Genomic DNA, 24689 nt, shown 5'->3' on the forward strand with positions numbered 1-24689 from the left:
CGCTGAACGCTTTCGTGTGACTCCGCGTGACCTCCGGCGCCTCCGGACGGATGAACAGGTGACCGTGGAGTCCTACGAAATGCCAAGGCGAGGAATCGACATGAAGACCAGGCCGGCCGTGCTCGGAACGCTGATGCTGGGGGCCCTGGTGGGTCCGTGCGGACTCGCGCACGCCGACGAGACCCACAGCGACTCGCACAACGCCCCCGTCGTGGCGCTGGTGTCGACCGGCCAGATCGACGATCCGCTCGAGGACGTCCTGGAGCACGCCGCCGTCCTCGGCTCGACCTACGTGTCCGACTGAGCCCGGACGGGGATCTTCCGGGCCGCACCGGCCCGGTGCGCGCGCGGCGTCGCCGGGTACAGCCGGGCCAGTTCCTCGTATGCCGCCAGCAGCCCGCCCGCCGTCTCCCGGCCGGCGGGCCGCAGCGGCTCGCGGACCGGCCCGGCGGGCAGTCCGATAGCCCCCAGCAGGGCCTTCGCGGTCACCGCGCCCGGCAGCCCCGACGCCGTCATCTGCTCGGCGAGCGGCAGAGCGAGCTGGTTGAGCGCGGTGGCCTCGGCCGTCAGGCCCGCGTCGAAGGCGTCCAGGACGGCCCGCACGGGGCGCGGGGCGGCGTTCGCCACGGTGCTGACGAACCCGGCGGCGCCGACGGCGTAGAGCGGGAGGTTCGTCTCCTCGCAGCCCGAGTAGTACGCGAGCGAGGTCCGGGCGATCACCTTGGTGCTGCCGAGCAGGTCGTAGGCGCAGTCCTTCACGGCCACGATCCGCGGGTGGGCGGACACGCGCACCAGGGTGTCCGGCTCGATGCGGGTGCCGGTGCGGCCCGGGATGTCGTACAGCATCAGCGGAATGCCCACCGCGTCCGCGACCTGCCGGAAGTGGGCCGCGAGGGCGTCCTGCGGCGGCCTGCTGTAGTACGGGGTCACCACCAGCAGGCCGTCCGCCCCCGCCAGCTCCGCCGCCCGGCCCAGCTCGACGGTGTGCCGGGTGCTCGCGCTGCCGACGCCGGCGACGACGGCCGCTCGTTCGCCCACGGCCTCGCGCACGGCCCGCACGAGCGCGGTCTTCTCGGCGTCGGTGGTGGTGGGTGACTCACCTGTGGTGCCGTTCAGCACCAGCCCGTCGCAGCCCTCGGCCACCAGGTGCGCGGCCAGCTTCTGTGCGCCGTCCAGGTCGGGACCGCCATCGGCGGTGAACGGGGTGATCATCGCGCAGAGTGCACGGCCGAACGGTCGCGGTCGCGGTCGTGTCGTCGTCATGGCCGAAGTGTCCGCCCTGGCGACTGTGAAGGTCCACTTAGTTCTGCTTGAGTTCAAGGGAAAGCGTTGCTGAAGGGTTATGGCGCGGTGAGATGAACGCCGGGCCCTGACCGCCGCCAATGGGCGGCGCCCGCGTCCGCGGCCACGCCGAGGGGGAGAGCCGGGGGGACCCCCGAGGAGGCGCCCGAGGGGCCCGGCGGCGGATCCGGTTCCTGTACCGCGCCGTGGGACGGTGTCCGCAACCACCGGGCCCCACGGGCGGACGCGTGACGCGCCGGACGCCCGCGCTCGGGGGAGAGCGCGGGCGTCCGGGACCGCCGCGGCCGACCGCCCCGGTGTCCGGGCGGCGCCGGGCCTGCGACGGGCGCCCGGCCGCTGTGCGTCCGGTCGGGCGTTCCGCCTGCTCCGCGGTTACGGGCGGAAGCGCAGCACCTGCGGGTCGTGGTCGCTGTTCTGGTCCGCGAACTCCGCGTTGATGTGGACGCTGTCGTAGCTGAAGTCGTCGATCGACGGACTGGTCAGGATCTGGTCCAGCACCTGGCTGTTGCCCTGGTACACGTACGAGTAACGCTCCGCGCGCGGGAGCGACTTGATGGCCGGGTACAGCGCACCGCCGTGCGTCAGCGCCTTCGTGGTCTGTGAGAACTCGAAGTCGTTGATGTCGCCGAGCACGACCACGTCGGCGTTGCGCTGGACCTTCAGGATGTCCTTCACAAAGGTGTTCACGGTCTGGGCCTGCTGGTGGCGCTGGGCCTCGGAGGACCGGGTCGGCGGCTGGTGGTGTGAGGTCAGGCTCTCGTCGCCGCCCTTCGAACCGAAGTGGTTGGCGATGACGAACACCGTGCGGCCGCAGAAGACGAACTCTCCCGCGAGCGGCTTGCGGCTGTTCTCCCACGCCGTGTTGGCCGGGTCGATCCGGCCGGGGGAGAGGGTCAGGGCGGCGCGGCCCTTCTCCCGGACGACACCGGTCGCGGCGGTCGGCGTGCCGCCCGCACGGTCGGTGAAGGAGACCCGCTCGGGGTTGAAGAGGAACACCTGGCGGATGTTTCCGCCCGGCTGGCCCCCGTCCTTGTTGTTCTCCGGGTCGACCGAGCGGAAGTCGTAGGCCGGACCGCCGGCGGCGACGATCGCCTCCGTGAACTTGCGGACGGTCTGGTCCGCGGCGACCACGCCGTCGTTCGTCGCACCCGTGTTGTCCTGGATCTCCTCCAGGGCGATGATGTCCGGCGTGGCGAGGTTCTCGACGACGGCCCGGGCCAGGGCGTCGAACTTCTCCTGCGGGTCGGACGGGTCCAGGTTCTCCACGTTGTACGTGGCCACGGACAGTTCACCGCGGCGCTCCTGGCGGGCGCGCTCGCGCTCCAGGCCGCGGTCCTTCACCGTGCCGAGGGTGCGGGCCGTGATGGTGTAGCCGCCGAACTGGTTGAAGTCCAGCGGGCCCTCGGTCGTCCCGGACAGCACGTCACCGACGTTCGCCTTCGGGAACGGCTGCTGAGAGATCGGCACCAGCGACTGGATCTGCAGCCGGCCGGTGTTCTGGGAGTCGTACGAGCCGTAGCGGGTTCCGCCGCGCACGGTGCGGTTCTCCCACGGCTTCACCGTGACCCACAGCTCCGAGTACGGGTCGGTGGCCCCGACGACGCGCGAGGAGCCGATCCGGACGTTGCTGCCCTCCAGGGACTCGTAGTAGTCCAGGGCGTACGCGCGGGGCCGCAGCGGCAGCGCGTTGATGCTGTTCCCGGCCGCGGGGTCGCCCTCGGGCGCGTACGCCGACGGCACGGAGCGGGCGGTGATCCTCACCGGCGCGGGCAGTTCGTTCCCGGAGGAGGCCACGGTGATCGTCGGCTTGGAGATCTGGGTGATCGACTGGTTGCCGGAGTTGAGGCCCCCGGGGACGTACTCGCCGACCGTGCCCGAGACCTTGACCGCGTCGCCGGTGGCGACCGTGGGGGTGGAGCCCGTGAAGACGAAGATTCCCTCGCTGGTGGCGGGGTCGGCGTCGGCCTGGGGGTCCTGGATCCAGAATCCGCGGGAGGAGCCGTACGTGCGGACACCGATGACGATGCCCTCGACGTCGGTGACCTGGCGGCCGACGAGCGGGGACGTACGGGTCGTGCCCTGGATGTCGTGAATGCGGACCCCCGGGTCCGCGTTCTCGGTATCGGCGGCGGCCGAGGAGGAACCGGCGAGCAGGCCGGCGGCCAGTGCGGAGGCCACGACGGCTGCGACGGCGGCAGATCTCGGTATGGAAGGCATCAGGGAACTCCGGTGTGAGGGTTGAGGGGTGGCATGTGGGACCACTGATGGATCTACGCGCGTCAATGTCTTGTGTGGATGCGTGAGTTGTCAAGAGGTGCCGGGTGTACGGGGGTTGACGGGTACATGAATCGGAAGGCATCGGGCGAATTGCGTCTACGCTGGGGGCCGCCACGAGCCGGATCGCCCACAGTCGAGGAGAGCCCCCAGATGCCAGCAGACCGCCCCGCCGGACGCCGTGCCCTGCCGCCCGTGCGACTGCACTCGGACGCGGAACTGGCGCGGGACGCGCTGGGCGCGCCCCTGCTCGCCCGGGCCGTCCGGCTGGCGCGCTGGGCCGGGCCGGAGACCAGGGTCGGTGCGGGCGGCGAGCTCGCCGACGAGCAACTCGCTCCGGCAGCCGAGGTGTTGGGGCTGCCGGCGGACGAGGACGGCCGGGCGTACGCCAGCGAGGCATGGCGGATCGCCGTGGACACCGGGCTCGTCGAGGTCACGGATCCGGAGGACGACAGCGCCGAGTTCGGCACGGTCACCGCCGGCGGCGCGCTGCCGCTGGTCACCGGCGGCAGCCCGCAGGACGTGCTCGCGCTCTGGCAGGACGCCTTCGACGCGGTCTACGCCGACGCCATCGCCCCCGTGCTGGAGGATCCGGACGCGATCATCGGCCCGGACGGCGGGATCGACTTCGATGCGCTCGGCTGGGACCCCGAGGCCGAGACGGAGTTCCTCGACGGCGTCCTCGGCAATCTCTACCTGCTGACGGCCATGGGGACCGGAGCGGTGGAGGGACAGGTTCCGCTGCCGGCCCTCGCCGCGTCGATGATCGTGCCGGACGACATGCGGGAGCCCACCGACGCCGTGCTGGAGCAGGTCTCCGACGCGATGATGCGCCTCGACGACCAGTTCCGGGTGCTGGAGCCGATCGGGCTGGTGGAGTACCGGCCGGTCGACGAGGCACTGATGGTCGAGGAGGGCGCCGAGCCCGCGCTCCCGGGCGTCGAGGAGGACGTCTCGCGCTACGGGCTGGTGAAGCTCACCCCGCTCGGACTGCACGGCGTCAGGAACCGGTTGATCGAGGGCGGGGAGTCGGTTCCGGCCGTCGGCGACCTCGCCGACAAGGACGCGGACGCGCTGCTCGACGGCGTGGCGTACTACCCCGACGGAGCGGCGCGGGCGGAGACCGAGCGGTGGCTCGGCGCCCGTGCCCCGCTGCAGGCCGCCCGTGAGCTGCTCGCCGCCGCGCGGGGCGACGACCCCGGCGCGCCGCTGCGCCGTCTGCGCTGCCAGCAGGCGCTCGCGCTCGCCGGCCCCGAGGCGGAACCGGCGGTCCGGGACGTCCTGGACGACCGCGAACTCGGCGGCCTCGCCCGAGTCTGGCTCGCCGAGCGCGGCGCACCGGACGTACCGCCGCCGCCGGAGGCCATGGTCTTCTGGCTTGCCGTCGACACCATCGCGGCCCAGCTCGACGCCGAGGGCGACCTGGCGGAAGTCCAGGACCTGATCGTGGGCCTCGTGGGTCAGCACGGCGGCTTCTTCGACGCGGTCTGGCGCGTCGACCACCCCGCCACGGTCGACGTCCTCGACGCGATGGGCCGTCTCCACCCCGACAAGAAGACGGCGAAGGACGCCCGCAAGGCGGCGTTCAAGGCCCGCTCCCGCGGCTGACACCGCGTCCGCGACGCCGGCGGTGGTACCGCGTCCGCGCTGCGGCCCGGTACCGCGCCGCGGACGCGCTCGTGGTGGGCGTCGTGCCTCCGCGCGCGGCCGGTCGTTGGAGGCCGGTCCTCCGCGGGCCCGGGTGCGTGGGACGCCGGGCCGGTGGGGTACTGGTTGGTGCGGGGCGCCCGCCCGCGCGGGGCGCCGGTTGCCGCTTCCCCGTCGTACGCCCGCGAGGAGAGCACCGCGGTCACTTCGTTGTCATCGAGAACCCGACCGCAGCCGTCCTTGATCTCGGGAGGCCCTGCATGCGGAGACCCCTCAGCCACCGCCGACCGGCACACCTTCGGCGGACTGACGGACGCGGCTTTCCGGATGGTGCCGCTGCTGGAGGCCGGTCGGGACGCGGACCGGCCGTGGGCGGCGGGTTGAACCGGGAGCGGGGGGAGGGCACATACTGCAGGCGATGACTGAATCTGCCGGTTCCCGGCGTCACCTGCCCACCAGTCCCTTCCACCGCCCCACCCAGCCCGCCCCGCCGATCGAGCACTTCGACGTCGGAGACCGGGTGTCGCACGACCAGTTCGGACTCGGAAGAGTCACCGGAATCGAGGGCGCCGACGCCGTCCTCGTCGACTTCTCAGGGCGACAAGGGAGGATCCTCAGCCCCTTCACGAAACTGACCAAACTCTGACGCAGCGGGCCCTGGGCCGCCGCCGCACCGGCGGCGGCCGGGCTTCGCCCGACGGTCGTGATCAGTGCGACCGGTGCCGTCGGTACGGCGCCTTGCGGTCCACCTGACGCGGCACGCCCTAAAGCGCTTGGGCGGCGGGCTTGACCATGCCCCGGACCGTGCGGGACTTCACGAACTCGCCCATCGCCGTCATCTCCCATTCGCCCGAGTACTGGCGGATGAGCTTCGCCATCATCACCCCGGTCTGCGGTTCGGCGCTGGTGAGGTCGAAGCGGACGAGCTCCTCGCCCGAGGCGGCGTCGATCAGCCGGCAGTACGCCTTCGCGACCTCGGTGAACTTCTGGCCGGAGAAGGAGTTCACCGTGAAGACCAGCCCCGTGGCGTCGGCGGGGAGCCTGCCCAGGTCCACGACGATCACCTCGTCGTCTCCCGCGCCCTCCCCGGTCAGATTGTCGCCGGAGTGCTTGATCGCGCCGTTCAGGATCGACAGCTTGCCGAAGTAGCAGCTGTCGAGGTGGTTGCGCTGCGGGCCGTACGCGATCACGGAGGCGTCCAGGTCGATGTCCCGGCCGCGGTAGGCGGGCTCCCAGCCGAGGCCCATCTTGACCTGGGAGAGCAGCGGGCGGCCGCCCTTGACCAGGGAGACGGTCTGGTTCTTCTGGAGACTGACCCGGCCCTTGTCGAGGTTGATCTTGCCGGAGCCGGCCGGGGCCGCGGACGGGGCGGGTGCCGCGGGGGCCTGCGCCGGGGGTGCGGCCGCCGCCGGGGCGGGGGCCGGGGAGGGCACCGCAGCGGGTGCGGCGGCCGGTTCCTCGTCGACCGAGACGCCGAAGTCGGTGGCGATGCCGGCCAGCCCGTTCGCGTACCCCTGGCCGACGGCTCGGGCCTTCCACGCCCCGTTCCGCAGGTAGATCTCCACGACGACCAGGGCGGTCTCCGCGCCCAGACGCGGCGGGGTGAAGGTCGCCAGCGCCGTGCCGCCGTCGGCGTCGCGGATCGTGGCGGTGGGCTCGATGCCCTGGAAGGTCTGCCCCGCGGCGTCCGGGCTGGCGGTGACGACGATCCTCTCGATTCCGGCCGGAACCGCCGTGGTGTCGACGACGATCGCGTCCGGTGCGGAGCCGCCGCCCGACCGGTACGTCACTCCGGGGCCGGAGGGCTGGTTGTAGAAGATGAAGTCGTCGTCTGAGCGCACCTTGCCGTCGGCGGTGAGCAGCAGGCCCGATACGTCGAGCCGCACCGGGGCGGCGACGTCCACCGCCACGCGGGCGGCGGCCAGGGGGATGTTCGAGCCGGGGGTCATAGCTGTCATGACTGGGGTAACGAGCGAGGTCGCTTTGCCGTTCCCTTACCTTCGGCCGAATCGGTACGGACGGCGGACTGGGCCCGGTGCTCCGGCTCCCCCCGCTCAGTGCGGCCGGCGGTGGCTCGGCCATGAACGGCCCGCCCGGACTTCGGTCCAGCGGGGCCGACGCGGCGCCCCGCACCGGCCCGCGAGGTACCCGGCAGCGGTCCCGCCAGGGCCGCGCCCGCATCGTGAGCAGCGGGAGGGCGGCCGGCGGTCCGAACCCGTCCGCGGCGTCACCCCGATGCCGGAGACCGGCTGTGACCTCCCCCCGGGCCTCCGTCGGAGGTGGGTCCCGCCGCTCCCGGCGGTCCAGTCGGGTAACGCCGTGGTCAAGTGACGTGGCGAAAACCTGAAGGGCCCTCCCGGCGGGCACAATCCAGCCGTCCGACACGCGTGGAACCGTCACCCGCCGAGGAGAGCCCATGCCGGAAACACCAGCGCGGAACGCCTTCGACCGCTACTTCCGCGTCTCCGAACGGGGGTCGACGGTCGCCCGCGAAGTGCGGGGCGGTATCGCCACGTTCTTCACCATGGCCTACATCCTCGTGCTCAACCCGATCATCCTCGGCAGCGCCCAGGACAAGTTCGGCAACCAGCTGTCCACTCCCCAGTTGGTCACCGTCACCGCCCTGGTGGCCGCCGTGATGACGGTGATCATGGGCGTCGGCGGCAACGTGCCGATCGCCGTCGCGGCCGGCCTCGGCCTCAACGCCCTCGTCGCCTACCAGATCGCGCCGCTGATGAGCTGGCCCGACGCGATGGGCCTCGTGGTGATCGAGGGCATCGTCATCTCCGTCCTCGTCATCACCGGGCTGCGCGAGGCGATCATGCACGCCATCCCGCAGCAGCTGAAACAGGCCATCAGCGTCGGCATCGGGATGTTCATCGCCTTCGTCGGGTTCGTCGACGCGGGCTTCGCGACCCGCATCCCCGGCGAGACGGGGACCGTGCCCGTCCAGCTCGGCGCCACGGGCCATCTCTCCGGATGGCCGGTGCTCGTCTTCTGCCTGGGTGTGCTGCTGACCGTCTCCCTGGTGACCCGGAAGGTGCGCGGCGCGATCCTGCTGTCCATCGTCACGATGACCGTCGTCGCCATCGTCGTCGACGCGATCGCCGACATCGCCCCGCCCGCCTGGGGACTGACCGTGCCGTCCGTCCCGGACGACCTGGTGGCCTTCCCGGACTTCGGACTCGTGGGCTCCTTCAGCCTCTTCGGGGCCTTCGAGCAGGTCAGTGCCGTCACCGTCGTCCTGCTGGTGTTCACCCTCGTTCTCAGCGACTTCTTCGACACCATGGGCACCGTCGTCGGCGTCTCCAACGAGGCCGGGCTGCTCGACGAGAAGGGCGACGTCCCCAACCTGGGGCGGATCCTGCTCATCGACGGCGCGGCCGCGACCGCGGGCGGTCTGGCCTCGGCCTCCTCCGCGACGTCCTACGTCGAGTCCGCCGCCGGTGTCGGCGAGGGCGCCCGCACGGGTTTCGCCAACCTGGTCACGGGCGCGCTCTTCGGCCTGGCCCTGCTGCTCACGCCGCTCGCCACGATGGTGCCCGCCCAGGCGGCGGCACCCGCCCTGGTGGTGGTCGGCTTCCTGCTGATGACCCAGGTGCGGTACATCGACTGGCTGTCGTACGAGATCGCCATCCCCGCGTTCCTGACCATCGCCGTGATGCCGTTCACGTACTCCATCACCAACGGCATCGGCGCGGGTTTCATCGCCTACGTCGTCCTCAGGACGGTGCTGGGCAAGGCGAGGGAGGTGCACGCGCTGCTGTGGGTCACGGCGGCCCTGTTCGTCGTGTACTTCGCGATCGACCCGATCGAGCAGCTGATCGGCCTCAGGTAGCGGCACGCCGTGCGTCGTACCGGAGGGCCAGGCCCGTCGCCAGCGCGCCGAGGCCCTCCCAGAGGCCCACGCCGAGGAAACCGGCCGGAGCTCGCCCGCCGATCACGGCCAGGATGAAGACGGTGCAGGTCAGCAGGCGGAACGGGACCGTCCAGCGGAAGAAGGGACGCCATTCGAAGAGCGCGGCCAGGACGTAGTACACGCCCATGTTGAGCGCGGCCATCGAGGACGCGGTCAGAAACACGACCGTGTGGTCCCCCTCCGTCCGTGCCGGGTCGGGCACCGTCTCGAAGCCCGTCAACGAGAGCAGTGCGTCCGGGGCGACCAGCCCCGTCACGCCCATGGCGGCGGCGAGAAGCCCGAACACGGCCATGGTCCAGCCGGACAGGGAGCGGGGCAGCGGCTGCACGAAGTCCTCCATGCGCAAGGGAAGTTGACGCGTGAACGACTCTTGCATACCGTGCGCCCCGCTCCCGGCCGCGCGCGGGGGGCTACTTCAGCGCCGCCCGCATCATCTTCTCCGCCACCGGCGCCGCGAGCCCGTTGCCGCTCACCTCGGAGCGGGCCGCCCCGGAGTCCTCGACGACCACCGCGACCGCCACCTCCCTGCCGTCGGCGGCCTCGGCGTACGAGGTGAACCAGGCGTACGGCGTCCTGCTGTTGTTCTCGCCGTGCTGGGCCGTGCCCGTCTTTCCGCCGACCTCCACGCCGTCGATCCGGGCGTTGCCGCCCGTGCCGTCCTCGACGACCGTGACCATCGCGCTGCGCAGCTGCCCGGCCGTCTCCGGGGAGACGATGCGCTCGGTCTCGGAGTCCGAGTACTCCTGCAGCGTGGTCCCGTCCGCGTCCACCACCCTGGACACCATGTGCGGCGACGCCAGGAGACCGTCGTTGGCCAGGGCGGCGGACACCACGGCCATCTGCAGGGGAGTGGCTGTGACCTCGAACTGCCCGATGCCCGTCAACGCCGTCTGGGCATCGTCCATCTTCGTCGGGTACACACTCTCCGCGGCACGCACGGGGACGTCCTGCTCGGAGTCGTTGAAGCCGAACCTCTCCGCCATCGCCCGGACCTTCTCCTTCCCGAGCTGCTCCGCCATCTTCCCGAAGACGTTGTTGCACGAGTACCGCAGTGCGGTGCGGATCGTGGCGTTCTCGCAGGGCGCGGACGCGTTCTCGTTGACCAGCACCGTCCGGGTCTGCGGCAGCGTGTAGGGCTGGGGGCTGTCGGTCGGCTCGTCCACGGACGCGTACAGGCCGTCCTCCAGCGCTGCGGCGGCGACCACGAGCTTGAAGGTCGAGCCGGGCGGCAGCGGCTGCCGGAGGGCCCGGTTGACCAGGGGCTGGTCCTCGTCCCCGGTGAGCCGCTGCCACGCCTCGCCGTCCCTGGTCCCGCTGATTCTCGACGGGTCGTACGACGGGGTGCTCACCACCCCGAGGATCCGTCCGGTCCTCGGGTCGACGGCGACCGCGGCGCCCTTCTTGTCACCGAGCGCCGCGAAACCGGCCTTCTGCACCGCGGGATCGATGGTGGTGAGGACGTCCCCCGGCTGGGCCCGCTCGCCGGTGAGCGCGTCCAGGGGGTTCTTCAGCCGGTTGTCCGTGCCGTCGAGCACGTCGCCGTGGATGCCCTCGAGCTGTGTGGCCCCGTACGCCTGCGAGCTGTAGCCGGTGACGGGTGCGTACAGCGCGCCGTCCGCGTAGGTGCGCTCGTACGCCAGATCGCCTCCCTCCGTCCGCTGCGAGCCGGTGACCGGGGAGCCGGCCACCACGATGTCGCCGAGCGGCTGCGCGTACCGCGCGATGGTGTTCCGCCGGTTGTGCTTGTCGTCCGCGAGGGCCTTGGCCTCGTAGCCCTGCACCCAGGTCGCCCGCAGCAGCAGGGCGAACACCAGGAGCAGGCTGAAGACCGCGGCGCGCCTGATCGTCTTGTTCATCCCGCAGAAGGACGAGCGGTACGGAGAGCTTCGTTCCGGATCGGCCGGTTTTCTCACCGGATCCTCATCCTCGCGAGGAGCCGCGACGACCCGTCCCGGGGAGTCCGCCCGGCGCGCGGGGTCCGCCTGCCGGGAGTCCTCCCGCACGCAGGGGTTCGTCCGGGCGCCGGTCCGCGGAGGTCCGCCCGGGCCCCGCGTGCCGTGAGGGCCGCGGGAGTCCCGGCACCCGGCGGCGGCCCGGAGACGGCCGCCTGCGGCCTCAGCCGTCGAGCCGCAGGAGCAGTTCCTCGGTCTCCTCGCCCCTGGCGTGGGCGAAGCCGCTGTCCCGCCCGGTCACCGTGAAACCGCACTTGACCAGCACCCGCAGGGAACCCGTGTTGTCGGCGGCCACGCGGGCGTGCAGCGGCCGTTCCGGCACGGTCAGCAGCAGGGCGCTCAGCGCGGCCGTGGCGACACCCCGCCCCCACAGGGCGCGGTCGATCCAGTAGGTCACCTCGCGCTCGCCGGGCGGCCCGTACACGGCGGCGTGCCCCGCCACTGCGCCGTCGACGAGGACGGTGCGGTTGACGTCGTCCGTGCCCAGGACCCGCTCCCAGTGGGCGTCGAACCGGGCCCGGTCGCCCGGGTCCTCGGCCGTGAACGCGGCCATGCGCCCGGCCTCGGGGTCCTGCATCAGCGTGAAGAGGACGTCGAGATCGGAGGGTCGGACCTCACGGAGGACGACCTCCGCCCGAGCCCCGCGAAGGGGGCCTTCCGCACCGGCGGGGTGGGGAGCGGCCTCTCCGGACCCCTCCGACCTCGACTCGGTCCACTGGTCCGAGGTGTTCACCGGTACCTGCCTCTCCGCCGCTCTCGGCCCGTCCTGCGTGTGGTGATCGTGTGGCTGTGGCCAGGACGTTCCGCCGGTCCTCCGGCGGGGTGCGATCCCGGGTTCCACGCGGTGCGCTGACCGAAGTGCCAGGAGCCCGGCGCCCGGCCTGACGGAGTCGTCAGAGCCGCCGGGTGGCGAGCGTCAGCCGGTCCCGCGCGTCGAACAGCGCGTTCTTGATCGTCTGCTCGTGCGCGGGGGTCAGCCGGGCCACCGGCACCGAGCAGCTGATCGCGTCGCGGGCCGGGGTGCGGTAGGGGATGGCCACGCCGAAGCAGCGCAGGCCCAGCGTGTTCTCCTCCCGGTCCACGGCGTACCCCTGCTCGCGGACCTGCCGCAGCTCCTCGATCAACCGCTCGCGGTCGGTGACGGTCCGCTCGGTGAGCGCGGGCAGCGTCTCCGGGAGCATCTTCCGCACCTGTTCGTCGCTGTGGGTCGCGAGCAGCGCCTTGCCGAGCGAGGTGGAGTGCGCGGGCAGCCGGCGGCCGACGCGGGTGAACGGCCGCAGATAGTGCTGCGACTGGCGGGTGGCGAGGTACACGACGTTCGTACCGTCGAGCCGGGCCAGGTGGATGGTCTCCGCGGTGTCGTCCGAGAGCCGGTCCAGGGTGGGGCGCGCCGCCGCGACGACCTCGTCGCCGTCGATGTACGACGTGCCGACGAGCAGGGCCCGTACGCCGATGCCGTAGCGGGTGCCGGTCGCGTCAGTCTCCACCCAGCCGAGCTCGACGAGGGTGCGCAGCAGCATGTACAGGCTGGACTTCGGATAGCCGACGGCCTCCTGGACGGCTGCCAGCGAGTGCATTCCGGGGCGGCCCGCGAAGTACTCGAGCAGCTCCACCGTCCGCACCGCGGATTTGACCTGTGCCCCACCCTGGTCGGCAGTCGCCATGGTCCTCAACCCTTCTTGACCGCGCAGAACGCCCGGAAATAGAGTCACCGACGACCCCACTATTCATCATCGGGAACCCTGTTCAGAATACCGAACAACTCGGGGAAGGAAGCCGCGGTGGGAGCAGCACCAGTCTGGAGTGTGGACCCCCGAACCGGGAAGCCGCGCGAGCAGGTTGCGGTCGAGGCCACGGCGGAGGAGGTCGACCGCGCGGTGCGCTCCGCGGAGGCCGCCCGTGCCGCCCTGGGCGACCGCGGGGCCAGGGCCGCCCTGCTGCGGACCACCGCGGACCTCCTGGACGAGTCGGGGCGGCACGTCATCGAGGCCGCCGACGCCGAGACCGCACTCGGTCCCGTCCGGTTGACCGGTGAACTCGCCCGGACCACCGCCCAGTTGCGGGCCTTCGCGGACGTGGTCGACGAGGGCTCCTTCCTGGACATCCGCATCGACCGCGCCGACCCCGCGCGCACCCCGCCGTGGCCCGACCTGCGCCGCTGGAAGATCCCTCTCGGCGTGGTCGCCGTCTACGCGGCGAGCAACTTCCCCCTCGCCTTCTCCGTGCCCGGCGGCGACACCGCGAGCGCCCTCGCCGCCGGCTGCCCCGTGGTCGTCAAGGCCCACCCCGACCACCCGGCGACCTCCGAACTGTGCGCGGCACTGCTGCGCGCGGCGGCCCGGCGCTCCGGACTGCCCGAGGACGTCGTCGTGCTGGTGCACGGCTTCGAGGCGGGCGTCGAGCTCGTGGGCCATCCGCTGGTCGCCGCGGCCGGGTTCACCGGTTCGGTGCGCGGCGGACGCGCCCTCTTCGACGCTGCCGCCGCCCGCCCGGTGCCGATCCCCTTCCACGGGGAACTCGGCTCCCTCAACCCGGTCGTGATCACCGAGGCCGCGGCCGCGGAGCGTGCCGAGTCCATCGGCAGGGGTCTTGCCGGCTCGATGACCCTGGGGGAGGGGCAGTTCTGCACCAAGCCCGGATTCGTCCTCGCCCCCGCCGGCGACGCGGGCGACCGGCTGCTGAAGTCCCTGACCGCCGCGGTGAGCGAGACCGATCCCGGGGTCATGCTCGACCACCGGATGCGGGACGCCTTCATCGCGGGCGTGGGCGAGCGGGCCGCACTGGAGGGCGTCGAGTCGCCCGTCACCCCCGGCGCGTGCGGCGACCACAGCGTCAGCGCGGGTTTCCTGACCGTGCCGGCGCGGCGGTTGACCGAGGAGGGACCGCACGACCTGCTCCTGGAGGAGTGCTTCGGCCCCGTCGCGGTCGTCGCCCGCTATGAGGGCACGGACGAGATCGAGGCCGTGCTGTCCCGGCTGCCGGGCAATCTCACGGCCACGCTGCACGTCTCCGAGGAGGAGGCCGGGGGCCCCGCCGCGGAACTGCTCGCCTCGCTCACCGCCCTGGCGGGCCGCGTCCTCGTCGACGGCTGGCCGACCGGCGTCGCCGTCGCCCCCGCCCAGCACCACGGCGGCCCCTACCCGGCCACCACGTCCACCTCCACCTCGGTCGGCGCCACCGCGATCGAGCGCTGGCTGCGGCCCGTCACCTTCCAGTCCGCTCCTTCCGCCCTGCTCCCGCCCGAGCTTCGCGACGACAACCCGCTCGGGCTGCCGCGACGGGTCGACGGGCATCCGGAGGCTCCACGAGGGTGACCGGGTGACCGACCGTGCGCGCGGGCGGGGGGCGGACGCCCGATCCCGGCGGCCCGCGGGCGGGAACGCCGGGTACCGGCGCTCCCGTTCGACGGGAGCGACGCGCCTCCCGCCGTGCGTCGACCGCCTCGCCGCGGGGCTCACCGCCGGCCGCGGGACGGATCAGCCGGTGCGCCCGGACTCGCCGTAGGCTACGGAGACATGGACACCCTGGGAGGCGCCGAGTTCGCGCCCACGTCGACGTATCTGAACACCTCCAGCTGCGGTCTGTGGCCGAGGCGCTCGGTGGAGGCCGTCGGAAGGCTCGCTCAGGAGATCGCCGACGGCCGCCCGGAGGGCTCGGGCAGCACCGGGGTCGTCGAGGCGGCCCGGGCCTCCTTCGCGCGACTGACGGGCGTGTCCGCGGACCGCGTGGCGCTGGGCGGCTCCGTCGCCGTCCATGTGGGGCTGATCGCGGCCTCCCTTCCCGCCGGAGCCGAAGTCCTCGTCCCCGAGGGGGAGTTCAGCTCCATGGTCACCCCGTTCACCACCCGGGACCTGAAGGTGCGGTACGCCCCGCTCGACTCGCTCGCCGAGGCGGTGGGGCCCGGCACCACGCTGGTGGCCCTCTCCGCGGTGCAGTCCGCCGATGGCCGGATCGCCGACCTGCCCGCGGTGCGGGCCGCGGCGGCCGCGCACGGGGCGCGCGTCCTGCTGGACGCCAGCCAGGCCGCCGGCTGGCTGCCGTTGGACGCCGGACGGTACGACTACACGGTCACGGGCGGCTTCAAGTACCTGATGTGCCCGCGCGGCGCCTCCTTCCTCACCGTCACCGAGGAGGCCCAGGAATCGCTCGTCCCGGTGCACGCGGGGCTGTTCGCGGCCGAGGATCCCGAGGGCAGCACGTACGGGCCCGTCGAGGAGTTCGCGCGTTCGGCCCGGCGCTACGACGAGCCGCCCTCGTACCTCGCCTACCACGCGGCCGCGCGGTCCCTGCCGCTGCTGGAGGAGATCGGCATCGCGACGGTCCACGCCCACAACACCGCGCTCGCGGCCCGGTTCCGGGAGGGCCTGAGGGAGTTCGGGCACGAGCCCGTACCCGGTGACTCGGGCATCGTCGCCGTGCCCGGACTCGGCGAGCGCCGGCCCCTGCTGGCCCGTGCCGGGATCGTCGTGTCGGCCCGCGCCGGCAATCTGCGGGCCTCCTTCCACCTCTACAACTCGGCGGCGGACGTCGACCGGGCGCTCGACGTGCTCTCGGGCTGAGCCGGCGGGGCCGACGACCCGGCGCTCCCGCCCCGGCCCGGCGTACCGGGTGCGCCGGCGTTCCGGACCGGTCCGAAGGTCGCTCCGGGCGGCTGACCGCGGCCCGGGCACGGGAAGGGGCCGGCCGCATGAGCGGCCGGCCCCTTGCCCGCACCTCACGGCGCCCGCACCGAGATGCGGCCACCGCGCTCCGACGCCGTGTTCCGGAGCGTCCCCCGGAACCGGCCCCGAGCTCACCTCACCGGTGTGAAGTCCCGCGCCCCGATGAAGGTCGGGCGCGGCACCGGTGCCGCGAACGGCTCCCGCGCGGCGTTCTCCACGCTGTTGAACACGATGAAGACGTTGCTGCGCGCGTACGGGGTGATGTTGTCCCCGGAACCGTGCATCGCGTTGCAGTCGAACCAGGTCGCCGAGCCGGCCCTGCCCGTGAACAGCCGGATGCCGTGCCGGTCGGCGAACGCGGTCAGCGCCTCGTCCGACGGGGTGCCGGCGTCCTGCATCTGCAGCGACTTCTTGTAGTTGTCCTTGGGCGTCTCACCGGCGCAGCCGAGGAAGGTCTTGTGCGAGCCGGGCATGATCATCAGCCCGCCGTTGGTGTCGTAGTTCTCGGTGAGGGCGATCGACACCGACACGGTCCGCATGTGCGGCAGCCCGTCCTCGGCGTGCCAGGTCTCGAAGTCCGAGTGCCAGTAGAAGCCCGAGGCCCCGAAGCCCGGCTTGACGTTGATCCGCGACTGGTGGACGTAGACGTCCGAGCCGAGGATCTGCCGGGCGCGGCCCACGACGCGCTCGTCGCGGACCAGGGCCTCGAAGATCTCGCTGATCCTGTGGACCTCGAAGACCGAACGGACCGACTGCGACTTCGGCTCGACGATCGAGCGCTCGTCGGCGCGGATCAGCGGGTCGTTGACCAGCCGGTCCAGCTCGGCGCGGTAGACGTCCACCTCGGCCGGGGTGAGCAGCTCCGGCATCGCGAGGAAGCCGTCGTGCTCGAACCCCTGGAGATCGGCCGCGGAGATCGGGCCCGGCGCGCCGGGCGGTGACCACACGACGGGGTCCCGGCGGGGGACGGCCGTCTCCGTGGCGCCGCGGGTCGGGTAGAGATCGGTGATCGCGGTGGTCATGGTCAGCCCTCCTCGGTGAGCTGGGGGTCCCCACAGGCCTCGGGCTCTGGGGGAGGGTAGACGCCGTTCTCGTCGTGGTCCTCCCGTCCGGTGACGGCCGGGTTGAAGACGCAGACGCAGCGGAAGTCCGTCTTGGGACGCAGCGTGTGGCGCTCGTGGCCGTCCAGCAGGTACATCGTGCCGGGCTCGATCCAGTGCGCCTCACCGGTCTCGTCGTTCGTCAGCTCCGCCTCGCCCTCCACGCAGAGCACGGCCTCGACGTGGTTCGCGTACCACATCGACGTCTCCGTACCCGCGTACAGCACGGTCTCGTGGAAGGAGAAGCCGACCTTCTCCTTGGCGAGCACGATGCGCTTGCTCTCCCAGGTGCCGGACTTCGACTTGACGTGCCGGTCGGTGTTCTCGATGTCCTTGAGCGATCGGACGATCACGGTGTGTTCAGAACCTTTCTTTTCCTCGCCGTACGGGTGTGCCGCCGCGGGGGCGGCGTCAGGCGGTCTCGCGGACGGCACGGGCCAGTGTGCGCAGGCCCTCGTCCAGCTCGTCGGGCGTCACGGTGAGCGGCGGCAGCAGCTTCACCACCTCGCTCTCCGGCCCCGAGGTCTCGAGCAGCAGACCGAGCTCGAACGCCCGGGCGCAGACCGCCGAAGCACGGCTCTTGTCGGTGAACTCCACACCCCAGACCAGACCGCGGCCGCGGTACCGGGCGCCGAGGGCTGAGTTCTCGTCGCAGATGCCCAGGAGGGCCTGCTCGACCTGCTCGCCGCGGGCGATGGTCTGCTTCTCCATCTGCCCGTCGGCCCAGTACGTGCCGAGCGCGGCGGCCGCCGTGACGAACGCCGGGTTGTTGCCGCGGAACGTGCCGTTGTGCTCGCCCGGCTCCCAGACGTCCAGCTCCGGGTTGAAGAGGCAGAGCGACATGGGCAGGCCGTAGCCGCTGATGGACTTCGACAGGGTGACGATGTCCGGGGTGATGCCCGCCTCCTCGAAGGAGAAGAAGGCACCGGTGCGGCCGCAGCCCATCTGGATGTCGTCGACGATGAGCAGCATGTCCTGACGTCGGCACAGATCGGCCAGCGCGCGCAGCCACTCGGCGCCGGCGACGTTGATGCCGCCCTCGCCCTGCACGGTCTCGACGATGACCGCGGCGGGCTTGTTCAGCCCCGACCCCTGGTCCTCGAGCAGCCGCTCGAACCAGAGGAAGTCCTGGACCTGGCCGTCCAGGTAGTTGTCGAACGGCATCGGGGTGCCGTGGACCAGCGGGACGCCGGCGCCGGCGCGCTTGAAGGCGTTGCCGGTCACGGCCAGGGAGCCGAGCGACATCCCGTGGAAGGCGTTGGTGAAGGAGACGATCGCCTCACGGCCCTTCACCTTCCGGGCCAGCTTCAGCGCCGCCTCGACGGCGTTGGTTCCGGTCGGGCCGGGGAACATCACCTTGTACGGCAGGTCACGCGGCCGCAGCACGACGTTCTGGAAGGTCTCCAGGAAAGCGCGCTTGGCGGTCGTCGCCATGTCCAGGCCGTGGGTGATGCCGTCGCGCTCCAGGTAGTCCAGCAGCGCGCGTTTCAGCACGGGGTTGTTGTGGCCGTAGTTGAGTGATCCTGCGCCGGCGAAGAAGTCCAGGTAGGTGTGGCCGTCCTCGTCGGTGAGGCGTGCGCCCTGCGCGCGGTCGAACACGGCGGGCCAACCGCGGCAGTAGCTGCGCACCTCCGACTCCAGGGTCTCGAAGACACTCAGGGCGGGCGGGGTGATGGTCACAGCGTTTCACTCCTGATATGGGGATCGGACGGAGCTGGGATGCGGGTCTTGCGGTCGCGCAGGGCGGGCCGGAGCCGGACCGGCGCGGAAAGTGGGTCCGGGATCGGCCGGTCCACCGGTCTCAGTCGCCGATGGGGCCGATGCGGTACAGCACCTCGGGCTCGTGTCCCCCGTCGGGGAAGAGCCCGCCGTCGAACAGGACCTCGCGGTCCAGTGACGCGCCGTGCCGGTCCGCGTACGAGGTGAAGAGGCGGTCCGAGGCGGTGTTGTCCGGAGTGACGGTCGTCTCGACCGCGCGGACGCCGCGCGGGACGACCCGGTGGGTGAGCGCGTCGAGGAGCGTGCCGGCCAGTCCCCGGCCGCGGTGCTCCCCGTCGACGGCGACCTGCCAGACCACCAGCACGTCCGGCCGCTCGGGCCGGACGTAGCCGGTGACGAAGGCGATCGGCTCACCGTCCGGGCCGCGGGCCACCACGGAGGTCGCGGCGAAATCGCGGCACCACAGCAAATAGCTGTACGAGGAGTTGAGGTCCAGGACCTCGGAGTCGCGGGCGATACGCCAGATGGCGGCTCCGTCCTCCACGCTCGGGCTGTCGATGCTCAATGCGGTGGTCATGCGGATTGAATTTACCGAGCAAATTCGTAAATTGCATCGGGGAGAGGGGTTGGCGGGGCTCGATCCGTGTGTTATCGCGCGGGCGCGCGCCCTGGCGCGAGCCCAGGGTGAACTCTCCGCATTTGCCCGGGAGTTATTGGACATAAGGATACCTGTGTGGTGTCTGTCACACGCTTGTCACGTCCGTGGAACGGTCTCGGAATCGTGGGGGAACTCATGCGTTTAGGGTCCGAAAAAGCGGGCAGACGAATCCAGGGAGCCGCCCCTGATAAAGCAGCTCCCTGCGTTCATCCAATAATGCGCTCTTTATATTTCGGTGAGATCGAGAAGAAGTCGAGGGGAATTAGTTCTGTCAGGTTTTCGTGACCGCGCGGAGGGCCCCGGCGACATCCGTGACCGCGTTCAGCGTGTCCGCCCCGGGCCCTGCCCCGGCGCGGACGCAGCCCTCCAGCGGCAGCGGCGCCTCCCCCTGGGTGATCACCACGTCCGCCTCGGTGGAGAGGGGCCCGGCGCCCCGTCGCTCGATGGCCGCGCAGTGCGCGGCGGTCAGCGGGGTGGGATCCAGGAACGGATGGGTCACGGAGGTGCCCGCTTCGCCCGGACGGATGTTCGGTGATGTCCCCGGTCGGGGGCAGGACAGGGCTCGTAGAGTGCTGGTCATGAGCGATCACGCGGTGCTGCATGTCAAGGGGCGGGTGCTCGTCGGGCCGGACGACGTACGGGACGAGCTGTGGGTGGTCGGCGGCCGCGTCACGTACCGGCGCCCGGCCGCCGGGGACGTCCGTACCGTCCGGGGCTGGGCGCTCCCCGGCCTGGTCGACGCCCACTGCCACGTCGGGCTCGACCGGCACGGCGCGGTGGACGAGGCGACCAGCGAGAAGCAGGCGCTGACCGACCGCGACGCGGGCACCCTCCTGATCCGCGACGCCGGATCCGCCGCGGACACCCGCTGGATCGACGACCGCGAGGACCTCCCGAGGATCATCCGCGCGGGCCGGCACATCGCCCGCACCCGCCGCTACATCCGCAACTACGCCCACGAGATCGAGCCCGAGGACCTCGTCGCCTATGTGGCCCGGGAGGCCCGGCGCGGCGACGGCTGGGTCAAGCTCGTCGGCGACTGGATCGACCGTGAGGTCGGCGACCTCACCGCCTGCTGGCCGCGCGGCGCCGTCGAGAAGGCCATCGCCGAGGCGCACCGCCTCGGCGCCCGGGTCACCGCGCACTGCTTCGCCGAGGACTCGCTGCGCGACCTCGTCGAGGCGGGCATCGACTGCATCGAGCACGCCACGGGACTGACCGAGGACCTGATCCCGCTCTTCGTCGAGCGCGGCGTGGCCATCGTCCCGACGCTGGTCAACATCGCCACCTTCCCGGAGCTCGCGATCGGCGGCGAGAGCAGGTTCCCGCGCTGGTCGGACCATATGCGACGGCTCCACGAGCGCCGGTACGACACCGTCCGCTCGGCCTGGGACGCGGGTATCCCCGTCTACGTCGGCACCGACGCGGGCGGCAGCCTGCCGCACGGGCTCGTCGCCGCCGAGGTCGCCGAGCTGGTCAAGGCGGGCATCCCGGCGGTGGACGCGCTTTCCGCGACCGCCTGGCGCGCACGGAGCTGGCTCGGCCGGCCGGGCCTGGAGGAAGGCGCCCCGGCGGACCTGGTCGTCTACGACGGCGACCCGAGGGCGGACGTACGGGTGCTGGCGGCGCCCCGGACGGTGGTCATGCGGGGACGCGTCGTCGGTTGACGGAGGTTGACGGAGGTTGACGGACCGTGACGCGGCCGGCGCCGGCTCGTTGACCATCCTCGGTGCCGGTCCGTCCGCGCGGTGCGCGTCATCCGCGGCCGGCCGGAGTGCGCCCGCCGCGCCCGCCCTGTGGGGGACTCGGGGGGAACGTCCGTGCCCCGGTAATCGAATGCGGGCGCGGAAACGTCACTTTGGAGTGAACTCACCCCAGGTGTCGGACGGTTCACTCTCGGTGCGTAAGTATTCCGGTGTTCCCGGTCGCCGCCGCCCCGTACGGGTCCCTGTCGCGGGCGCGCGGCGACGTCGTGTCTCCCGTGGGGGTTCCACCACCGTGAAGAGCAACACCTTCCGCATGCCCGTACGCCGCTCGACGGCCGCCGTGGCCGCCGCCGCGCTGGCCGTCGGACCCGTGGCGCTCGCCGCCCCGGCCAGGGCGACGGGCGGCGGAGACGGACGCGCGAGCGCGGTCGTCCTCCGGACCGGCCTGGACGTCTCGCTGCTCGACAAGAGCGTCCAGGTCCCGCTGAAGACGTCCCTCAACGAGGTCCAGGCGCCCGCGAGCGCCGAGAAGACCGCGCTGGCCGTCCAGCTCGAAGGCGTCCACCAGGGCAGGCCGTTCAATGTGCTGAGGGCCGAGGTGGCGAGTGCGAAGGCCACCGCGGACCGGGACGGCGCGGAGGGTCGTGTGGAACTCGCCCACGCCGAGGTGCACGTGCCGGGGCTGCCGCTGCTCTCCCTCGTCGAGGTCGGGCAGGTCACGGCCGAGGCGGTCTGCGAGGTGGGGAGGAAGCCGCTCGCCCGTTCCGATCTGCTCGGCTCCGTCACGGTCCTCGGGAAGAAGACCACGCTCACGACGGGCGGCACGACCGAGGTCGAGGTGCCCGGCGTCGGGGTCGTCACCCTCGACCTGTCCCGTACCGGCACGACCTCGCGCACTGCCGCGGCCACGGCGCTCGAACTCAAGGTCTCCGTCAACCCGTTGAAGCTCAACGTCGCCGAGGTCGACGGCACGCTGACGCTCGCGGAGGCGACCTGCGAGACCCCGTCGGGCGAGCCCGTCGACGAACCGCCCGCCACGACGGCGCCCGACGTCAGGCCCCAGACCGGCGCGGAAGCGGAGAGGCCGCCCGCGACGGACGGCCTGGCGGCGACGGGCGGGGATGCGTCGATTCCGTGGTTCGCGGTGGGCTCGGTGGTTCTCCTCGCGGTCGGCGGCGGCGCGGTCGTCCTGGCCCGCCGCCGCGCGTAGCCGTCGTGCCCTGCCGGTTGGGGCGGCGGGTCCGTGGCCCCCTCCGCGCGCCTCGGGTGGGTCCCCGGGGCGAGGCGGACGGCCTCACACGCCCTCGGCGTGGCCACCCGCCCGGACCCGCCCGCGTCCGCAGGCGCGGCGCCTACGCGCCGACGAGGGTCAGCGCCTGGTCCAGGGCCTGGAGGAAACGGTTCGTCGTGGCGCGGTCGCGGACCGCGAGGCGAAGCCAGTCACGGCCCAGCCCCGGAAACGTGTCCCCGCGCCGGGCCGCGAAGCCGAGCGCCCGCAGCCGTCCGCGTACCTCGTCCGCCCGGTCCATGCGGACGAGGACGAACGGGCCCGTCGCCCCCGGCACCGCCCGTACCTCGTCGAACTCCGCGAGACCGGCGAGCAGATGCGCCCGGTCCGCCGCGATCCGCTCCGCCGCCTCCGCCGCCTCCGCGAGTGCGTGCGGCGACATGCACGCCTCGGCGGCCGCGAGCGCGGGGGTGCCCACCGGCCAGAGCGGCTGGGCCCGTTCGAGACGGGCGACCGTCCCGGGCTCGGCGAGGACGTAGCCGATCCGCAGCCCCGCGAGCCCCCAGGTCTTGGTGAGGCTGCGCAGTACGACCAGCCCGGGTACGTCGGTCCGCGGCGCGAGGGCTTCCGGCTCGCCGGGCACCGCGTCCATGAACGCCTCGTCGACGACCAGGGTCCGCCCCGGCCGGGCGAGCCGGGCCAGCTCGCCGGCCGGATGGAGCACCGAGGTGGGGTTGGTGGGGTTGCCGACGACGACGAGGTCCGCGGACTCGGGCACGGCCGCAGGGTCCAGCCGGAAGCCGTCCTCCGCGCGCAGCACCACGCGCGCCACGTCGTGCCCGGCGTCCCGCAGGGCAGCCTCGGGCTCCGTGAACTGGGGGTGCACCACGACCGGCCGGCTCACCCGCAGGGCCCGCGCGATCAGCACGAACGCCTCCGCCGCCCCGGCCGTCAGCAGCACCCGCTCCACCGGCAGCCCGTGCCGGGCCGCGACCGCCGCCCGGGCCGCGCGGCCGTCGGGGTAGGCGGAGAGGGACGTCAGCGACGCCGCGATGCGCTCCCGCAGCCACTCCGGCGGGGTACCGGTGCGGACGTTGACCGCGAGGTCGGTCAGCCGCCCGTCGCGCACCTCCGCGTCACCGTGGTGCCGCAGATCGTGGAAGTCGCCGTTCACGGGCGTCCCGCGGGAGCCGGGACCGGCGAGGCCACGGCCTCCCGGTAGCGTTCGACGACCAGATCGGCCAACTCCTCGGCAGCGCCGATCACTCCGGCCGACCGCACCTCCGTGTCCGGGTGCGCCTCGGCCCAGCCCTCGGTGTGCAGCAGGGCCCGTTCGACCGGGCCGCCCTCGAACAGGGCGTACGGGAGCACCACGATCCGGCGTGCCCCGAGCCGTACGCAGCGGTCGAGCCCCGTCGGCACGTCGGGCGCGGCCGTCGAGACGAACGCAGTCTCCACCCCGGCGTACCCCCGGCCCTCCCAGAGCAGCCGCGCCGCCCGGTGCACCTCGGCGTTGGCCTGCGGGTCGGCCGAGCCCGGCGCGACCAGCAGCACCGTCACGTCGGCGCGGTCCCGCGGCGAGCGCGCACCGCCGCCCAGCGCCTCGTCGAGCCGCCGCTCCAGCAGCGCGAGCACCACCGGGTCGGGGCCGAGGGCGCGGCTCAGGGACACCGTGAGCCCCGGCTGTTCCTCGCGGACCGCGTCCAGCGCCGTGGACAGGGCGCCCTCGCTCCACCGGTCCGGTACCAGCGAGAGGGGGACGGCGGCCAGCCGGTCGGTCCCCGCGGCCACGAGTTCGCCGACGGCCTCTTCGACCGGCCACCGGCCGGAGCCGAGGAGGCCGGCCGCGACGGGGATTCCGGGATGGCGGCTGCCCAGGTGTTCCACGAGGTCCAGCAGTGCCGCGGCTCCGGCGTCGTTCCGGACGCCGTCCGCGGCGATGAGCAGGGCGGGCGGGGAAGTCACAGGTTCTCCTTGCGGTGGTGGCGATGCCGCCGGTGCCGGCCGACCGGTCCGCCGTCGTTCACGTCCGAGATCATGTCCGGCGCCACCGGTTCCACGCACGGCGGGACCGGACCCGGACTCGAAGTATCCGCAAGCCGCACGATGGCACAGGTCACCGCGCCGGGTCGCCCCCGACCTCCGGATTTCCGTTTGCCCACCACGAGTTCTCCCCCGTCCGCGAGGGCCGCGGCCTCCGCCACCGAAGGGGTGCCCACCGCGACCGCCGCCGCGGACGGGTTCGGCACCGGTACCCGGGCGAGCTCCGCGGCGGCGTACGTCCGCAACGGGACGCCGAGCGCGGCCGCCGCGGCCGCGATGCCCGGTTCGCGCGCCTTGGCCGTCACCGTCGCGACCGCCACGACGGAACCCGCCGGAGCCCGCGCCTCCCGCAGCGCCTCCCGGACGAGAGCGAGCACCTCGTCCGCGGACGCGCCCCTGCGTGCCCCGACACCGACGACGAACCGGCCCGCGCGGCCGGTCATGGCGTGGCACCCGGCAGGGTGGCGGTGGGATCGGCTA

General features: G+C 72.7%; 21 protein-coding genes and 2 pseudogenes. 8 read left to right on the forward strand and 15 right to left on the reverse strand.

What is annotated here, in order from left to right:
* Positions 1-100 precede the first annotated feature (100 nt).
* Positions 101-304 carry a hypothetical protein gene (locus O7595_RS26345; protein WP_269731091.1) on the forward strand — a complete coding sequence of 68 codons (204 nt, stop codon included), beginning with the start codon at positions 101-103 and terminating at the stop codon, positions 302-304.
* On the opposite strand, the gene dapA is transcribed toward O7595_RS26345, so the two are convergent.
* Positions 289-1263: a 4-hydroxy-tetrahydrodipicolinate synthase gene (gene dapA / locus O7595_RS26350; protein ID WP_269731092.1), complete on the reverse strand. Its 975-nt coding sequence runs from the start codon at positions 1261-1263 to the stop codon at positions 289-291. The two genes, O7595_RS26345 and dapA, sit on opposite strands and share 16 nt — an antisense overlap.
* 411 nt (positions 1264-1674) lie before the next feature.
* A complete protein-coding gene (locus tag O7595_RS26355; protein WP_269731093.1) occupies positions 1675-3519 on the reverse strand; it encodes an endonuclease/exonuclease/phosphatase family protein in 1845 nt (614 codons plus the stop codon).
* Between the two features lie 210 nt (positions 3520-3729).
* Here O7595_RS26355 and O7595_RS26360 point away from each other — a divergent pair, with 210 nt between their 5' ends.
* The gene (locus O7595_RS26360) at positions 3730-5184 is read left to right on the forward strand and encodes a hypothetical protein (RefSeq protein WP_269731094.1); all 1455 of its coding nucleotides are present in this window, start codon (positions 3730-3732) and stop codon (positions 5182-5184) included.
* Positions 5185-5641: 457 nt separating this feature from the next.
* Positions 5642-5869, forward strand: a complete 228-nt coding sequence (locus O7595_RS26365; protein ID WP_269731095.1) for a hypothetical protein — start codon at positions 5642-5644, stop codon at positions 5867-5869.
* Positions 5870-5987: 118 nt separating this feature from the next.
* On the opposite strand, the gene O7595_RS26370 is transcribed toward O7595_RS26365, so the two are convergent.
* On the reverse strand, positions 5988-7181 hold the full coding sequence (locus O7595_RS26370) for a TerD family protein (RefSeq protein ID WP_269731096.1): 1194 nt from the start codon (positions 7179-7181) through the stop codon (positions 5988-5990).
* Between the two features lie 458 nt (positions 7182-7639).
* Here O7595_RS26370 and O7595_RS26375 point away from each other — a divergent pair, with 458 nt between their 5' ends.
* On the forward strand, positions 7640-9061 hold the full coding sequence (locus O7595_RS26375; protein ID WP_269731097.1) for an NCS2 family permease: 1422 nt from the start codon (positions 7640-7642) through the stop codon (positions 9059-9061).
* Here O7595_RS26375 and O7595_RS26380 read toward each other — a convergent pair.
* The 4 genes from O7595_RS26380 to O7595_RS26395 form a co-directional block, all read right to left on the reverse strand.
* Complete coding sequence (locus O7595_RS26380) at positions 9054-9482, reverse strand: hypothetical protein (RefSeq protein ID WP_269731098.1); 429 nt, start codon at positions 9480-9482, stop codon at positions 9054-9056. The genes O7595_RS26375 and O7595_RS26380 overlap by 8 nt on opposite strands.
* 70 nt (positions 9483-9552) lie before the next feature.
* Positions 9553-10998, reverse strand: coding sequence for a penicillin-binding transpeptidase domain-containing protein (locus O7595_RS26385; RefSeq protein ID WP_269731099.1), 1446 nt, complete (start codon positions 10996-10998; stop codon positions 9553-9555).
* A gap of 259 nt (positions 10999-11257) precedes the next feature.
* Complete coding sequence (locus tag O7595_RS26390; protein ID WP_269731100.1) at positions 11258-11827, reverse strand: GNAT family N-acetyltransferase; 570 nt, start codon at positions 11825-11827, stop codon at positions 11258-11260.
* A gap of 160 nt (positions 11828-11987) precedes the next feature.
* A complete protein-coding gene (locus tag O7595_RS26395) occupies positions 11988-12758 on the reverse strand; it encodes an IclR family transcriptional regulator (protein WP_269731101.1) in 771 nt (256 codons plus the stop codon).
* A 117-nt stretch (positions 12759-12875) separates the two neighbouring features.
* On the opposite strand from O7595_RS26395, the gene O7595_RS26400 reads away from it, so the two are divergent.
* Positions 12876-14408 carry an aldehyde dehydrogenase (NADP(+)) gene (locus O7595_RS26400; RefSeq protein ID WP_269731102.1) on the forward strand — a complete coding sequence of 511 codons (1533 nt, stop codon included), beginning with the start codon at positions 12876-12878 and terminating at the stop codon, positions 14406-14408.
* Between the two features lie 201 nt (positions 14409-14609).
* Positions 14610-15653 (forward strand): aminotransferase class V-fold PLP-dependent enzyme, encoded by a 1044-nt coding sequence (locus O7595_RS26405; protein WP_269731103.1) that lies wholly within the window; start codon positions 14610-14612, stop codon positions 15651-15653.
* Between the two features lie 233 nt (positions 15654-15886).
* On the opposite strand, the gene thpD is transcribed toward O7595_RS26405, so the two are convergent.
* The 5 genes and pseudogenes from thpD to O7595_RS26430 all read right to left on the reverse strand — a co-directional run.
* Positions 15887-16777, reverse strand: coding sequence for an ectoine hydroxylase (gene thpD / locus O7595_RS26410; protein WP_269731104.1), 891 nt, complete (start codon positions 16775-16777; stop codon positions 15887-15889).
* A 2-nt stretch (positions 16778-16779) separates the two neighbouring features.
* Positions 16780-17208: an ectoine synthase gene (locus tag O7595_RS26415; protein ID WP_269731105.1), complete on the reverse strand. Its 429-nt coding sequence runs from the start codon at positions 17206-17208 to the stop codon at positions 16780-16782.
* Positions 17209-17266: 58 nt separating this feature from the next.
* Positions 17267-18535, reverse strand: coding sequence for a diaminobutyrate--2-oxoglutarate transaminase (gene ectB, locus O7595_RS26420; RefSeq protein ID WP_269731106.1), 1269 nt, complete (start codon positions 18533-18535; stop codon positions 17267-17269).
* Between the two features lie 121 nt (positions 18536-18656).
* The gene (gene ectA, locus O7595_RS26425) at positions 18657-19151 is read right to left on the reverse strand and encodes a diaminobutyrate acetyltransferase (protein WP_269731107.1); all 495 of its coding nucleotides are present in this window, start codon (positions 19149-19151) and stop codon (positions 18657-18659) included.
* 379 nt (positions 19152-19530) lie between these two features.
* Positions 19531-19731 (reverse strand): annotated as a pseudogene (locus O7595_RS26430) (alanine--glyoxylate aminotransferase family protein); the annotation flags it as partial.
* Positions 19732-19810: 79 nt separating this feature from the next.
* Here O7595_RS26430 and O7595_RS26435 point away from each other — a divergent pair.
* Together O7595_RS26435 and O7595_RS26440 are read left to right on the forward strand one after the other, a co-directional pair.
* Positions 19811-20899 carry an amidohydrolase family protein gene (locus tag O7595_RS26435; RefSeq protein WP_269731108.1) on the forward strand — a complete coding sequence of 363 codons (1089 nt, stop codon included), beginning with the start codon at positions 19811-19813 and terminating at the stop codon, positions 20897-20899.
* A 331-nt stretch (positions 20900-21230) separates the two neighbouring features.
* Positions 21231-22148, forward strand: coding sequence for an SCO1860 family LAETG-anchored protein (locus O7595_RS26440; protein ID WP_269731109.1), 918 nt, complete (start codon positions 21231-21233; stop codon positions 22146-22148).
* Between the two features lie 142 nt (positions 22149-22290).
* On the opposite strand, the pseudogene cobC reads toward O7595_RS26440, so the two are convergent.
* The 3 genes and pseudogenes from cobC to O7595_RS26455 all read right to left on the reverse strand — a co-directional run.
* A pseudogene (cobC, locus tag O7595_RS26445) lies at positions 22291-23322 on the reverse strand (Rv2231c family pyridoxal phosphate-dependent protein CobC); the annotation flags it as partial.
* A 14-nt stretch (positions 23323-23336) separates the two neighbouring features.
* The gene (locus tag O7595_RS26450; RefSeq protein WP_269731110.1) at positions 23337-24131 is read right to left on the reverse strand and encodes a sirohydrochlorin chelatase; all 795 of its coding nucleotides are present in this window, start codon (positions 24129-24131) and stop codon (positions 23337-23339) included.
* A complete protein-coding gene (locus O7595_RS26455) occupies positions 24128-24652 on the reverse strand; it encodes a cobalamin biosynthesis protein (RefSeq protein WP_443071731.1) in 525 nt (174 codons plus the stop codon). The genes O7595_RS26450 and O7595_RS26455 overlap by 4 nt, the downstream gene beginning before the upstream one ends.
* Positions 24653-24689: the final 37 nt, after the last annotated feature.

The sequence above is a fragment of the Streptomyces sp. WMMC940 genome (assembly GCF_027460265.1).
Classification (GTDB): Bacteria; Actinomycetota; Actinomycetes; order Streptomycetales; family Streptomycetaceae; genus Streptomyces.